This is a genomic window from Aeromonas sp. 96A, from assembly GCF_051919165.1.
Classification (GTDB): Bacteria; Pseudomonadota; Gammaproteobacteria; order Enterobacterales; family Aeromonadaceae; genus Aeromonas; species Aeromonas veronii.
This window is the reverse complement of the sequence record NZ_JBQBFE010000001.1, coordinates 4,281,328-4,295,334: the sequence shown is the minus strand read 5'-3', so window position 1 is coordinate 4,295,334 and position 14,007 is coordinate 4,281,328. Positions and strand designations below refer to the sequence as shown.

The window sequence follows — 14,007 nt, the reverse complement described above, 5'->3', positions numbered from 1 at the left end:
CTCCCCCTCCTTAAGCCTTCATCACCTTGACGGCGCACTTCTTGTAATCCGTCTCTTTCGAGAGCGGATCGGTGGCGTCCAGGGTCAGCTTGTTGACCAACTGGCTCGCATCAAAGAAGGGCATGAAGACCAGTCCTTTCGGCGGACGGTTGCGACCACGGGTCTCGACACGGGTCTTCACCTCGCCACGGCGGGAGGAAACGATCACCTCTTCACCACGACGCACGCCGCGGGCCTTGGCATCGTCCGGGTGCATAAACAGCACCGCATCCGGGAAGGCGCGATAAAGCTCGGGAACCCGACGGGTCATGGTGCCGGTGTGCCAGTGCTCCAGCACGCGGCCGGTGGAGAGCCACAGATCGTACTCTTTATCGGGCGACTCGGCGGCGGGCTCGAACGGCAGGGCGAAGATGACCGCCTTGCCATCGGGCTTGCCATAGAAGCGCACCCCCTCGCCCGCTTTCACATAGGGGTCGAACCCTTCGCGATAGCGCCACAGGGTCTCTTTGCCATCTACCACAGGCCAACGCAGACCACGGGCTTCGTGGTACTGATCGAACGGCGCCAGATCGTGACCGTGGCCACGACCGAAGGTGGCGTACTCTTCGAACAACCCTTTCTGGACGTAGAACCCGAAGTGCTCGGCCTCGTCGTTCAGCAGACCTTTGCTCTGCTCTTTCGGGAACTGGTTGACCTGACCGTTGGCATAGAGCACGTCGAACAGGGTTTTGCCCTTCACTTCCGGCATCTTGGCAATCAGCTCAGCCGGCCACACTTCCTCAACCTTGAAGCGCTTGGAGAACTCCATCAGCTGCCACAAGTCGGACTTGGCCCCTTCCGGCGCTTTCACCTGCTGGTGCCAGAACTGGGTGCGGCGCTCGGCGTTGCCATAGGCCCCCTCTTTCTCCACCCACATGGCGGTAGGCAGGATGAGATCAGCGGCCTGGGCAGTGACGGTCGGGTACGGGTCGGAGACCACGATGAAGTTGCGCGGATCGCGATAGCCAGGCAGGCGATCGGTATTCATGTTGGGGCCGGCCTGCATGTTGTTGTTGCACATCACCCAGTAGGCGTTGAGCTTGCCATCTTTGAGCATGCGATCCTGCAGCACGGCGTGGAAACCCACCTTGTCGGGAATGGTCCCCTCCGGCAGTTTCCAGATCTTCTCGGCAATGGCGCGGTGTTTGGGCTCGGTCACCACCATGTCGGCAGGCAGACGGTGGGCAAAGGTACCCACTTCACGCGCGGTGCCACAGGCAGAGGGCTGGCCGGTCAGTGAGAAAGGACCATTACCCGGCTCGGAGATCTTGCCGGTCAGCAGGTGGATGTTGTAGCAGAGGTTGTTGGCCCAGACGCCACGGGTATGCTGGTTGAAGCCCATGGTCCAGTAAGAGACCACCTTCTTGCTCGGGTCGGCATAGAGCTTGGCCAGCTTTTCCAGCTTCTCTTTTGAGACGCCGGAGAGCTTGGAGACCGACTCCACATCGTAATCCGCCACGAACTTGGCAAACTCCTCGAAGGTCATCGGCGTGGCATCGCCGCTGTCCGGGTTCTTCGCTTTCTGCTGCAGCGGATCGGTCGGGCGCAGGCCGTAACCGATGTCGGTGGCCCCCTTCTTGAACACGGTGTGCTTGTTGACGAAGTCCCAGTTCACCTTGTCATTCTGGATGATGTAGTTGGCGACATAGTTGAGGATCGCCAGATCGGTCTGCGGGGTGAACACCATGCCGTTGTCCGCCAGCTCGAAGCTGCGGTGCTCGAAGGTCGAGAGCACGTGCACCTGCACATCCGGGTTGGAGAGACGGCGATCGGACATCCGCGACCAGAGGATGGGGTGCATCTCGGCCATGTTGGAGCCCCACAGCACGAACGCATCGGCCTGCTCGATATCGTCGTAACAGCCCATCGGCTCATCCATACCGAAAGTACGCATGAAGCCGACGACCGCAGAGGCCATGCAATGGCGGGCATTGGGGTCGATGTTGTTGGAGCGGAAACCGGCCTTCATCAGCTTGGCGGCGGCATAGCCTTCCCAGACGGTCCACTGGCCGGAGCCGAACATGCCGACGGCGGTCGGCCCCTTCTCTTTCAGGGTCGCCTTGAACTTCTCGGCCATGATGTCGAACGCCTGATCCCAGCTGATGGGGGCGAAGTCGCCATCCTTGTCGAACTGGCCGTTCTTCATCCGCAGCATCGGCTGGGTCAGGCGATCCTGGCCATACATGATCTTGGAGAGGAAGTAGCCCTTGATGCAGTTGAGGCCACGGTTGACCGGTGCATCGGGGTCGCCCTGAGTCGCCACGACCCGACCATCCTGAGAGCCCACCAGCACGGAGCAGCCGGTACCGCAGAAGCGGCAGGGAGCCTTATCCCAATGGATGGCCGTCTTGTCGGTACTGGTGATGAGATTGGCTGCCAGCGTGGGGGCACTGACACCGGCCACGGCAGCGGCAGCTGCCACCGCGTTGGCCTTCATAAAGTCGCGTCGACTCAGCTTCATGGCATATCCTCACATTGCTTATCGCGTAATAGTTGTCGAATCTGTCGAACGGGAGCCAGCCATCAGCGGCAGAGGGCACGCCCGGCATCCCATCACTCTTTTCAGTGACCGCCCAGTTCATCGAACTGGTGGTAAATCAGGGCGGCTGAGAGCACACCCGGCATCGCCTGTATCGCATCAATGGCCGCCATGATCGGCCGCTGGCTCGGACCTTCCAGGGTCACGACCAGCTTCCCCTCGTCACTGACGGCGTGGATCTCGGCCCCTTCAAGGGCGCCAATCTGCTCGGCGAGCTGATGGCGCAAAGGGGGCTGGGTCAGCACCACCAGACTCGATACATGGAACTCCTGATCCATTGTGGCTTCTGTGTCACACGGCTTCTGACTCATTCTGACTCCTGCTTGAGGGTGGGCTGGCTCGCACCACCGGATGGGGCGGCTCGCCCGTCGACCTTGATGCTGCCAACCGGACAATCCTGCACACAGGCGCCGCAGCCATTACAGCGATCCGGCTCGACCGTCGGGGTGGGCACCCGCCCCAGCACCGGAATAAAACGAATGGCATTGGGCTCACAGCTGTCCTGACAGCGCTGGCAGAACACCTGACCATTGGCCAGACAGTTGGCCTCGATATGGGCCTTGTAGTGCCAGGGGGACTCGCTGGTCGGGCGAAACACAGGCGCCTTGCAGACCGTGGCGCACTCGGTGCAGAAGGTGCATTCACCACGCTGGAAATCGACCACCGGAAAACCGCCCTCGCCATTCACCAGGATCTGCTCCGGACAGGCCGCCAGACAGTCCCCGCAGCGGGTGCAGTCGGCGACAAATGTCGACCAATTGACTGACCAGGGCAACTGCACCGGCGGTTCGGCAGTTCTCAGCCGCCCCCGGAACAGGCCGCGGCGGGCAAGATCGATCTCATCCGGCATGTTGACTCCTGTTCTGGTGAAAAAGGGGACAGTGCGAGTCCATGATTGGCATTCTTGATACCAATTATAAGAGTGGGTGTATATTGCGGCCCTGACAAGGTAAGGGATATACCACCAGGGAGATAAACAGGGGGGATTCTTGCGCCAGATCAAAGCCTTGCAGCGCAATAAAAAAGGAGGTATCGGTTAAAATACCTCCATGTGAGGATTGCTATTTAATCGTTGGCGATTTTTTGCGGTTATCCGCCGATCGAGGCGAGATGAGGGGTGATGCCGGCATTGCCCTCATGGAGACGATGGGTGGCACTCTTGCCCGCCAGTGCCGCGCGAATGCGCTGTTGCAGCTCATCAGATTGTCCATCTGCGCCGAGCAGATCCCGCAGGTCGATGCCGTTGTCGCCAAACAGGCACAGATGCAGCTTCCCCAGCGAGGAGACCCGCAGCCGGTTGCAACCGGCACAGAAATCCTTGCTGTAGGGCATGATGAGCCCCACCCCACCTTGCGAATCGGGGTGCATAAAGACCTGCGCCGGACCGTCATCCGTGCCCCGCAACTGCTGCACCCAGCCGCTCTCCAGCAAGCGCTGTTTGATCTGTTCACCGCTGACATGGTGGTCACGAAACAGGGTATCCATCTCGCCGGTCTGCATCAGCTCGATAAAGCGCAGCTCGATAGGCTTGTGCCTGATCCAGCCCAGAAAGGCATCGAGCTGGTAGTCGTTGAGCCCCTTGAGCAGCACCGCATTGATCTTCACCGATTTGAAACCGGCGGCCAGTGCTGCTTCGATCCCCTCCATCACTTCGGCCAGCTTGTTCTCGCCGGTGATCTGGTGAAACTGGCGCGGGTCGAGACTGTCGACACTGACATTCAGCGCGTTGAGTCCTGCATCAAACCACTCCTGAGCCCGCTCCTTGAGGCGATAGCCGTTGGTGGTCATGGCGACCTTCTCGATGCCCGGGGTGGTGGCAATCACCTTGACGATCTCGGTGAAATCGCGGCGCAGGGAGGGCTCGCCCCCCGTGATGCGCACCTTGCGGGTGCCCATGGCGGCAAAACCGCTGACCACGCGGCGGATCTCGTCAATCGAGAGAAAGGGTTGACGCCCCGTTTTGTGGCCTTCCGGGGGGCGATAGCCGTCAGGCAAACAATAGGTGCAACGGAAATTGCACACATCGGTCACCGACAGACGCAAATAGTAAAAACGACGGGAAAAACCATCTTCAAGTGGCAACATAAACACCTTTCCAAATACGGGAGGCCAGGGCATTTCTTTCCTGACCCTTACAGCTCGACCATTAGGTTCAACAATCGGCTGACGGCTGGTTTCCCCCTATCTCAATGACTTAGGCAAAACCGCTCGGAGTTCATCTAGTTTTTCGATACTAACACAAGTTGGAGTACACTCCCACGCAACTAAAGAGGTAATCCACCCATTTCGGAGACTTTTGGCATCATGCAAAAACGGTTCAGGGTCCGCTCGGTCAGCAGTGCCATCGGCCGATCCATGATTTTGATCCTCTTCATGGCCAGCCTGATCGCGCTGGTCGCCATGGTCACTCTGTTCTATTCAATACCCGACGCCAAGGCGATTAACCTGTCTGGTTCTCTGCGTATGCAAGCCTACCGGATGGCCTATGAGATCGAGCAGGGTGAAAGCGTACTAGGGCGCCTCAACCAGTTCGAAGAGACGCTCAATGCCCGCGAGTTGCAAGAGACCCAGCGCTGGATCACCCCGGCTTCTCTTCGACGCACCTACGGTGAAGTAATCGGCCAATGGCGGGAGATGCGCCAGCATATCGAAGATCGGACTCCCAGACGATATATCGATAACACCGAAAAATTTGTGGCGGCCATCGACAATTTCGTCAATCAGATGCAATACCATGTGGAGTTCAAGGTACGCATGCTGGCACTAGCGGAAGGGCTCGGGTTGCTGGCCATCATCACCATCGCCTGGTTTACCGTGCGCTTCACCCGCCAGCAGGTGGTCGCCCCCCTCAACCAGTTGGTCTATTGTGCCCGCCAGATCCAGCGGCAGGACTTCGATCTCCAGTTGCCAGCCCACGGTGAAAATGAGCTGGGGGAACTGTCGCGGGCTTTTGTCACCATGGCGGATGAACTGGGCAAGCTCTATCGGGAGCTTGAGAACAAGGTGGAGGAGAAAACCGCCAAGCTGCAGCAGGCCAACGACACCCTCTCGTTTCTCTATTCGACGGCCCAGAAGCTGCATGCAGCCCCGCTCAGCACCCGCACATTGATCAAACTGCTTGACCGCGCCGCCGCCCACCAGCATATCGCTCATATCCGGCTAACCCGCTTTGAACACAATGCCATGCCGGTTTACATCTCGGGGCGCACCGGCTGGCCCGGGGATCTCGATGCGGTCGCCAGCTTCTATCTGCAGATGGATGAGCAGGAATTCGGTCGGCTCGACATCATCAGCCAGCATCCCATCGATGAGCGGTTGATGAAGAACTTCACCATGCTGCTGGCTCAGGTGCTGCACAAAGACCAGACCCTGCTGCAACAGCAACGACTGCTACTGATGGAAGAGCGGGCAGTCATTGCGCGGGAGCTGCACGACTCGCTGGCGCAAGCCCTCTCCTATCTCAAGATCCAGTCCACCCTGCTCAAACGCTCCTACGCCAAGGGGCAGCAAGATAAGGCTCTTGAAGCGATGCAGCAGATCGATGAGGGGCTCAGCAATGCCTATACCCAGTTGCGCGAACTACTTGGCACCTTCCGTCTCAGTATTGGCGATGCCAACCTGGGGGAGGCGATCCGGGTGATGCTCGATCAACTGCGCCCTCAGACTCAGGCCGAGATCAGGATTCATTACGGACTGTCCGACAACGACCTGGAAGCGGGTCAGCATATCCACATTTTGCAACTGATCCGCGAGGCAGTGCTCAATGCCATCAAACATGCCAACGCGCAAGTGATTGATGTTAGCTGTGAGACCCTTGCCAATGGTAACATTAAGGTTCAGATTTCAGATGACGGTGTCGGGATCGGACTCGCCAGCTCGGCGATCAACCATTATGGTTTGAGCATCATGAACGAGCGAGCCAGCAAACTGCACGGTCTGCTGACCATCAACGAGCAGCAACCACAAGGCACCCGCGTGCATCTGACCTTTCCCACCAGTCTAACAAGAGACGCCTGATGGACGAGATGAAATACAGTGTTCTGGTCGTAGATGACCATCCCCTCATGCGCAAAGGGATTGTGCAGTTGCTGACCCTGGAAGAGAACATGGAGGTGACCGGTGAAGCCTCCAATGGCACAGATGCCGTGGCACTGGCCAAAGAGTCCGAGCCTGACCTGATCCTGCTCGATCTCAACATGAAGGGGCTCTCCGGTCTCGACACCCTCAAGGCGCTGCGAGCCGAGGAGATCACCTCTCGGGTGGTGATCCTGACTGTCTCCGATGCCCGTCAGGATGTGGTGGCCCTGCTCAAGGCGGGCGCCGACGGCTACCTGCTCAAGGATACAGAGCCAGACCTGCTGCTGGCCCAGCTGGCCGACGTGATGACCGGCAAGCAGATCCTGAGCGAACCGCTGCGCCCCTACCTCGAGAACATCTACGAACTGGACCATCTGCAGCAGAAGCTGGAAAGCCTCACGCGTCGCGAAATGCAAATCCTGCGCGAAATTGCAAAAGGCCTCTCCAACAAACAGGTCGCCTCGGTGCTCCATATCTCCGAGGGAACGGTCAAGGTTCACGTGAAGAGCCTGCTGAAGAAACTCGAGGCGCAAAGCCGCGTGGAAGCGGCTGTCATGTATCTGGAGCAGCGCAACTAAGCGCCCTCAACCGCCCGAAAAGCCACCCTCCGGTGGCTTTTTTCATTCTCTGGCACAGTCGCTGCATTGTCATATTCAGCAACTACTCAATGGAGGATGGAACATGAAACTACAACCTTTGGCACTGTTCCCCTTGCCTTCCCACATACTGCCGGGCGGCAAGCTTCCTCTGCGTCTGTTCGAGCCACGCCACCTGCAGATGCTCAAGGAGTCATTCATCAACGATCAGGGCTTTGGCATCGTGATGGAAGAGTCGACCACCTCGGGACAATCCGGCCGCATTCTGCCGGTGGGCACCCGGGTCAAAGTGACCGACTTCTACACCCTCAATGATGGCCTGCTGGGGGTGACGGTGCTGGGACTGGAGCGCTTCTGTATCCACGAGATGGAAACAGACGAGATGGGCCTGCGCCGGGCCAAGGTGGAGATGCTGCCCAACTGGCCGAGCACCCACTCAGATTTCAACGACAAGCTGCTGGTCAATCGCCTGCGGGAAGTGTTCGAGCAGTATCCGGAGCTTGATGAGCTCTATCCGGACAAGCGCTTTGAAGATGCCGCCTGGCTCTGCCAGCGCTGGCTCGAGATATTGCCGATGCCGATTTATGAAAAGCAGATGCTGATTGCCAAACAAAACAGCGAAGCGGCCCGTAAATTCCTGCATCGCCTGATTTCACAATGACAAAAACAGCGTTGCAAAATGCAATTATTCCAACAATGAAAATGTGAAATTCGCATTTTGCGAGTGAGTAGGAACGCAGAACGCCATAACAAGAGAGAGCCGCTGCGCTAAACGGCCAAAATTGAACACAAAAGAGTCCCAAAAAAGTTGGCACAGATTTTTCATATAGATTGATACAACCCGATTTATCCCGTGCTCTCTTCAGTATTTGCTGAAGAACTGGTCAACCCACAAAGTTGACCATTTTTTTTATCCGCGCGTCGGCAACCGCTGACCAAAGTGACGCTGCAAACACTCTCTCAGCCGTGACAAGGTGATTGGCTTGGCGAGAAAGTCATCCATCCCCTGCGCCAGACAGCATGCCTTGTCCTCCGCCATCGCATTGGCCGTCAGGGCGACGATAGGCATGGTGCATCCCAACTCACGCAAGCGCCGGGTGGCTTCCAGTCCGTCCATCAGGGGCATCCGCATATCCATCAGGATCAGATCCGGGAGCTGCTCATCCACCTGCGCCAGCGCCTCCAGACCATTGGCTGCCAGCCGTACCTTGCCCACCAGCTTTTGCAGCATCAGCGACACCACCAACTGGTTCACCGGGCTGTCTTCCACCACCAGCACATCCAGTGGCAGCAGTGCCGAAGCCCCCTCCTCCCGCTGCGGCTGACTATGGCAGGGTAGCGCCATGCCGGGCAGTTCGAACCAGAAACAGCTTCCCTTACCCGGCTCGCTCTTCAGGTGGATCTCACCTCCCATCAGGGTAACCAGACGCTTGCTGATGGCAAGGCCCAGGCCGGTACCGGAAAAACGCCGGGTGGCCGAGTTGTCGACCTGGGAGAAGGGTTCAAACAGCAGCGCCTGATCCGCATCGGCGATCCCGATCCCGGTGTCGGAGACCGAGATCAGCAGCTTCTCATCCTGCCAACCCAGGTGCAGTGTCACCTGCCCCTGCTCGGTAAACTTGAGGGCGTTGTCCAGCAGATTGCCCATCACCTGTGACAGACGCATCGGATCCCCCTGTAACTCCCGGGGTACCGACTCATCGACCCGATAAACCAGCGCAATCCCCTTGGCGGTCGCGCGAGCTTGCAGCGGCTCGACCAGGGATTGGCAAAGCTGGACGGGTTGCAGGGTCTCGCAGTGAAACACCAGGGTTTGCGACTCGATTTTCGAAAAATCGAGCACGTCGTCGATGATGGTTTGCAGCAATCTGGCCGAGTGGGTGGCATGGCGCAGCAGGCTCTGTTGCTCCGGCGCCAGCTCGGCATGCTGCACCAGATCGAGCATCCCCAACACCGCATTCATGGGCGAACGGATCTCGTGGGTCATCATGGCCAGAAACTGGGACTTGGCACGGTTGGCCGCTTCAGCCTCATCCCGTGCCCGCGCCAGCTCCTCTTCCCTACGGATCTGGTTGCTGATATCCCGGGCAGTGCCGCGATAACCGATAAACAGGCCATCATGGTCAAAACAGGGCTCGGCGCTCACTTCCATCCAGCAGGGGCCGTGTTGCAGCGCAACCTGCATCCGCACCCCTCGCACCGGCTGGCGCAGCTCCAAAAGCTGCAGATATTTCTGGGCATCGCAGCTCTGCTTGTTGCAGACGTAGTCATAGAGGGTCGGCCGGGTCGCTTGCGGGGTCATCTCATCCAGATAACCCGGCTCTGAGGCATAACTGAGGCGATGCTCGGCATCTGTCTCCCAGAACCAGTCTGAAGCCATGGCGGCGAAGCTGCGAAAACGGCGTTCGCTGGCCTGTAACGCCTCGGTTTTTACCGCGACCTGCTCCTGCAAGCGGGCCCGATAGGTGATGTTGACCAGCGCCTGGGCGATGAGCGGACGGCAACGCTCCATGGCGGCCTTGCTGGTGAGATCGAAGGTGCCCGCCCGGGCGTGGCGGCAGATGAGGGTGGCGGTAAAACCGGGGGCCTGCAGCCCGGTCAGCATCACGCTGGCCCAGCCCGGCTCACTCGCCAGCGGCGCAAGCTCAGGCAGCTGGGCGGGATCGTAAATAACCAGGGTTTCACCCGAGATGGCGCGGGCAAATGCCGGGGTCATGCGCCAACTGCGGGCTGATAGCATCGGCTCGGTACTGAGGTGGGTACTCCCCAGCTCCCCTTCCCAGGCCACCACATCCGCGTGCTCAAAGCCGATAAAGGGTTTGAGCACCTGGATAAGGCTCTCCAGCACCTGCTCCAGCGTCTTGGCATCGGCGAGGGTGGCAACGCCCCCCAGCAGAGTCTGGGACTCGTGACGATACTTGGCCTCGCGCTCGCGGCAACGCATAAGGTCGACCAGCGTGGTCTGCAATTTGTCGCCGAGGGCTTCCAGTTCACTGTTGCCAATCATCTTGTTGCCTGCTCTGTTATGTTCTGCCGACTCAACGGGTCAGGAAAATCACGCTCGATACCATCAGGTTGCCGTGGGCCAGCTCGCCATTGGGCAGCCGCCCCTGCTCGCCGAAGGTAAAGGGGGTGATAAAAGGGATCTTGCCGAGGCGAGCCTGGCTCTGCTCGACAAATTGGCACAACATATCACCTAGCGCCAAACGGCAACCAGCACAAAAGATGATAAGCGCGCCGATAGGCTGCAATTCCACATCGACCCCATACCCTGGCTCAACGCGCATGGCATTGAGGCTGCGCTGCAACAACCCTTCCTGACTGCTGTACATCAACAGCAGACGCTCCCCTTGCACCACATCGGTAAAGAGCCGCAGCCCGCCCTGTTCGGTCACAGCTTCGGGATGGGAGAGTTTGTAGTAAGGAATACCATCCAGCGCTCCCACCTGACGAGCTAGCGGGGTGAGCGTGGTCTCCCGCAAAATCGCCCCCACCGGCCAGGGCTGCTCGCGACCGCACCAGCGGGCATAGACCTCGGCAGCAGGCTGGTGATCGATGGTGAGTACCTCACGCCCGTTGCAGGCTGTGATCTCGCCACTGAATTCGGCAGGCACATAACCGGAGTGAAACTGAAAGGCCAGCTGGCAATTGGGATAGAGCACCGCCAGACCGATGCCATCCTGACTCACCGCCTCATCCCAGCAGAGTTGCCAGTCACCGCTGACGCTGCTATCTGCCGCGGACCCACCGACCACCGGCACCGAGGCACCGAGTTCTGCCTCGATACCGGCCAGCAGCCCCTCCTCCTTGCCGGGACTGGCATGAAACAGGATCAGCTGGGGCAGCTCGCCCGGTCGACCACAGTCGCTCATGGCTCGGCGCAGCAATTGCCGCACATCCACCCCGTCACCGCTGGCACCGGCTACCCCGAATGCCCCTTTCTCATCGTACAGAGCAGCAACGGCCAGCCCATATCCGTCTCGGGCGTGGTGTCCCATCTCGGTCATGACACCACCGCAAGAGCTGCACCCAAGCAGGCGGGTCGTCGGGAACTGGCGTTTGAGCACGTCGCGCAGTATCGCCCCCTCATGGGCTTGGGTAAAATAAAGTAACAGCAGGGAGGGGGCCTGATCGGCATGGTGGCGCAGCTGCGCGCAGATATCTTGGGCCGCCAGCGATGAATCCTGGGCGAGGGAGTGAACGGTCAGAAATTTCAACACCATCTCCTTGTTTTATCGAATGGCAGCCTCAAGCAAAAATCATACCTTTATCAAACAATTATCTCGCTTCACTTGCTAACATAGCGGTCAACTGAGACCAATGACAGGACGCCCATATGTGGCAAAAAAACATCAATGACTTCGATCGGGTCGTTGCCATCGGTGGTGGCCATGGCATGGGACGAGTGCTTTCGTCCCTCTCGTTTCTCGGTCAACGGCTCACCGGCATCGTCGCCACCACAGATGATGGTGGCTCGACCGGACGCCTGCGCAAGAGTCAGGAGTGCATCGCCTGGGGCGATCTGCGCAACTGCCTGAACCAGCTGGTGACCGATCCCAGCATCGGCAGCCTGTTGTTCGAGTACCGCTTCGCCGGCAAGGGCGAGCTGGCGGGCCACAACCTTGGCAACCTGATGCTGCTGGCGCTCGATAATCTCTGTGTCCGTCCTCTTGATGCTATCAAGCTGATCAGTGACATGCTCAAAATCGAGTCACAATTGCTACCCATGTCTGAATTTCCCACCGATCTCTGCGCCCATATGGAGTGTGGCACCCAGATCCTGGGAGAGGTCTCAATCGATCAACTGGCAACACCGCCTCTATCCCTCGGCCTGATGCCGGAGGTGCAAGCGACCCGGGAAGCGGTGCTGGCACTGCAACAGGCGGACATGATCATTCTGGGGCCGGGCAGTTTTCTCACCTCCATCATGCCGCCACTGCTGCTGGCCGAGATCGCCCAGGCCATCAACGAGAGCAGCGCCATGCTGGTTTTCGTCTGCAATCTGGTGGCGGAAAACGGCCCTGCCAGTCAGCTGGATCTGATGAGTCAGTGTCGCTGGCTGGAATCCCGGGTCGGTCAGGGTCGGCTGGATGCCATCCTGGCCCCACAAGGCGCGGGTGATGCGGGGGACTGGCAAGGGCGAGTGATCGAAGCCGAGCTGGGCGAGCTTGAGCTGCCCCATCGGCACGATCGGTTGAAGCTGAAACTGGCGCTGGACCGGATCATCCAGCAACTGCTCAACCAGCGTTAGGCAACGGTCACGGCGCCCCGGCATCCCTGCATGGCGCCGTTAATGATAATCGGCAAGAAACGCGAGCACCTGGGGCAAGGAGGCCTCCAGCAGTTTCAACTGGCGCTCTGCCTCGGCCACATCGGCCTGCTTGCTGGCCATCTCCAGCGCCATCACCTGCTGATAACTCGGTATGGCGCCATAGCTGCCACAGGATGATTTCATGCTGTGCGCCACCCGAGCCAGCGCCTCCCACTCTCCCTGTTCATAGAGGGGTCTGAGCTGACTCAGCTGCTCGCCCACCTCTTCAATAAAGACTGCGATGACCACGGGCAGCATATCCGGACCGATATCCTCTGCCAGCTGCTGCAACACCTTGCGATCCACCCACTCCATGCGAGGCTCCTCCAGAACGGTATTCAAACAGACCATACTATAGATAGTTTTCAATGTCGTGGCTCACGACCAGGCTGTGATGAAGCACCCGATTGGATGGCTCAGGGAATAAAGTGGCAAAAAATGTGATCAGTATCGAAATAGCGATGCTGAAACGCCCGTCAAGACAACAACTTGATTGCCACAAATTAACAATTGATCAACACTCAATGCCGTCAGAGTGATGATGCTCAGCAACACCTCTCATCCCTTTTGCCTTTTATGGCTGCTGCGAAGAACCAGGGTAGGTATCTACCCTGGTATTTTTTTATCTTGCTCAAACGGGACCTGGTTGGTCGCCACCCGCTCCCCCATGCGAAACAGATTGAATTCGCCGGGCGCCATTTTGACCCAATTCTCATTGCCGGTCAGCGGACGGGTGGTGATCAGGGTCACCACATCGTTGGGGGTGGTCTCCCTTTGAAAGTCGATCACCACCTCCTCATCCAGCAGGCTCGCCTCGCCAAAGGGCGCACAGCGAGTCAGCCAGTGCAGGTTGTTGCTGCAGTAGCTCATCACATACTCCCCGTCCGAGAGCAGCATGTTGAACACCCCGAATGCTCTGAGCTCGTCACACAGGGTAGCGAGATAGCGAAACATGGCGGGAAAGTTGGACGGACGCTTGGGATATTTTTGCTCCAGCCGATCGAGTAGCCAGCAGAAGGCGTGCTCGCTGTCGGTATCCCCTACCGGACGGTGGCGACCGGTTGGCAGCTTCTTGTAGCCGGTGAGCTGACCGTTGTGGGCGAAGGTCCAGTAACGGCCCCACAGCTCACGGGTAAAGGGGTGGGTATTTTCCAGCGACACGCAGCCACGGTTGGCTTGCCGAATGTGGCTGACTACGGCGCAGCTCTTGATGGGCAGCGCCTGTACCAGTCTGGCGATGGGAGATTGGGCGCTGGGCTCGGGATCCTTGAAGGTGCGAAAGCCCTTCCCCTCGTAGAAGGTGATCCCCCAGCCATCCTTGTGGGGCCCGGTCTTGCCGCCGCGCAGCATCAACCCGGTAAAGCTGAAGCAGATATCGGTCGGCACATTGGCACTCATGCCGAGCAGTTCGCACATATCCGGCAGACTCCTTTCATGATTTGGCT

General features: G+C 58.8%; 12 protein-coding genes and 1 riboswitch. Of the genes, 4 read left to right on the top strand and 8 right to left on the bottom strand.

Annotated elements, in window-relative coordinates; all coding sequences use genetic code 11:
* Window positions 1–10: 10 nt before the first annotated feature.
* The 4 genes from napA to moaA form a co-directional block, all read right to left on the bottom strand.
* The gene (napA, locus tag ACTG2W_RS19995; protein WP_064340967.1) at window positions 11–2,500 is read right to left on the bottom strand and encodes a nitrate reductase catalytic subunit NapA; all 2,490 of its coding nucleotides are present in this window, start codon (window positions 2,498–2,500) and stop codon (window positions 11–13) included.
* Window positions 2,501–2,601: 101 nt separating this feature from the next.
* Window positions 2,602–2,856 (bottom strand): chaperone NapD, encoded by a 255-nt coding sequence (locus tag ACTG2W_RS19990; protein ID WP_031227438.1) that lies wholly within the window; start codon window positions 2,854–2,856, stop codon window positions 2,602–2,604.
* Window positions 2,857–2,885: 29 nt separating this feature from the next.
* Window positions 2,886–3,428, bottom strand: coding sequence for a ferredoxin-type protein NapF (gene napF, locus ACTG2W_RS19985; RefSeq protein WP_106842667.1), 543 nt, complete (start codon window positions 3,426–3,428; stop codon window positions 2,886–2,888).
* A 239-nt stretch (window positions 3,429–3,667) separates the two neighbouring features.
* Window positions 3,668–4,663: a GTP 3',8-cyclase MoaA gene (gene moaA / locus ACTG2W_RS19980; RefSeq protein WP_013723569.1), complete on the bottom strand. Its 996-nt coding sequence runs from the start codon at window positions 4,661–4,663 to the stop codon at window positions 3,668–3,670.
* Window positions 4,651–4,804: riboswitch (molybdenum cofactor riboswitch) on the bottom strand. Its footprint overlaps the gene before it by 13 nt.
* 78 nt (window positions 4,805–4,882) lie before the next feature.
* Here moaA and narQ point away from each other — a divergent pair.
* From narQ to ACTG2W_RS19965, 3 genes are all read left to right on the top strand, one after another.
* Complete coding sequence (narQ, locus tag ACTG2W_RS19975; protein ID WP_440016510.1) at window positions 4,883–6,595, top strand: nitrate/nitrite two-component system sensor histidine kinase NarQ; 1,713 nt, start codon at window positions 4,883–4,885, stop codon at window positions 6,593–6,595.
* Window positions 6,595–7,233, top strand: coding sequence for a two-component system response regulator NarL (gene narL / locus ACTG2W_RS19970; protein ID WP_440016509.1), 639 nt, complete (start codon window positions 6,595–6,597; stop codon window positions 7,231–7,233). Before narQ ends, narL begins: the two co-directional genes overlap by 1 nt.
* A 103-nt stretch (window positions 7,234–7,336) precedes the next feature.
* Window positions 7,337–7,912, top strand: coding sequence for an LON peptidase substrate-binding domain-containing protein (locus ACTG2W_RS19965; RefSeq protein ID WP_005334473.1), 576 nt, complete (start codon window positions 7,337–7,339; stop codon window positions 7,910–7,912).
* Between the two features lie 249 nt (window positions 7,913–8,161).
* On the opposite strand, the gene ACTG2W_RS19960 is transcribed toward ACTG2W_RS19965, so the two are convergent.
* Window positions 8,162–10,258 carry a hybrid sensor histidine kinase/response regulator gene (locus tag ACTG2W_RS19960; protein WP_162517352.1) on the bottom strand — a complete coding sequence of 699 codons (2,097 nt, stop codon included), beginning with the start codon at window positions 10,256–10,258 and terminating at the stop codon, window positions 8,162–8,164.
* A gap of 31 nt (window positions 10,259–10,289) precedes the next feature.
* Window positions 10,290–11,474: an FIST signal transduction protein gene (locus tag ACTG2W_RS19955; RefSeq protein ID WP_106842669.1), complete on the bottom strand. Its 1,185-nt coding sequence runs from the start codon at window positions 11,472–11,474 to the stop codon at window positions 10,290–10,292.
* Between the two features lie 113 nt (window positions 11,475–11,587).
* Here ACTG2W_RS19955 and ACTG2W_RS19950 point away from each other — a divergent pair, with 113 nt between their 5' ends.
* On the top strand, window positions 11,588–12,502 hold the full coding sequence (locus ACTG2W_RS19950; RefSeq protein ID WP_047438497.1) for a gluconeogenesis factor YvcK family protein: 915 nt from the start codon (window positions 11,588–11,590) through the stop codon (window positions 12,500–12,502).
* 39 nt (window positions 12,503–12,541) lie between these two features.
* Here ACTG2W_RS19950 and ACTG2W_RS19945 read toward each other — a convergent pair whose 3' ends face one another.
* Window positions 12,542–12,877 carry an Hpt domain-containing protein gene (locus ACTG2W_RS19945; protein WP_005361847.1) on the bottom strand — a complete coding sequence of 112 codons (336 nt, stop codon included), beginning with the start codon at window positions 12,875–12,877 and terminating at the stop codon, window positions 12,542–12,544.
* Between the two features lie 291 nt (window positions 12,878–13,168).
* Window positions 13,169–13,978, bottom strand: a complete 810-nt coding sequence (locus ACTG2W_RS19940; RefSeq protein WP_440016508.1) for a class II glutamine amidotransferase — start codon at window positions 13,976–13,978, stop codon at window positions 13,169–13,171.
* Window positions 13,979–14,007: the final 29 nt, after the last annotated feature.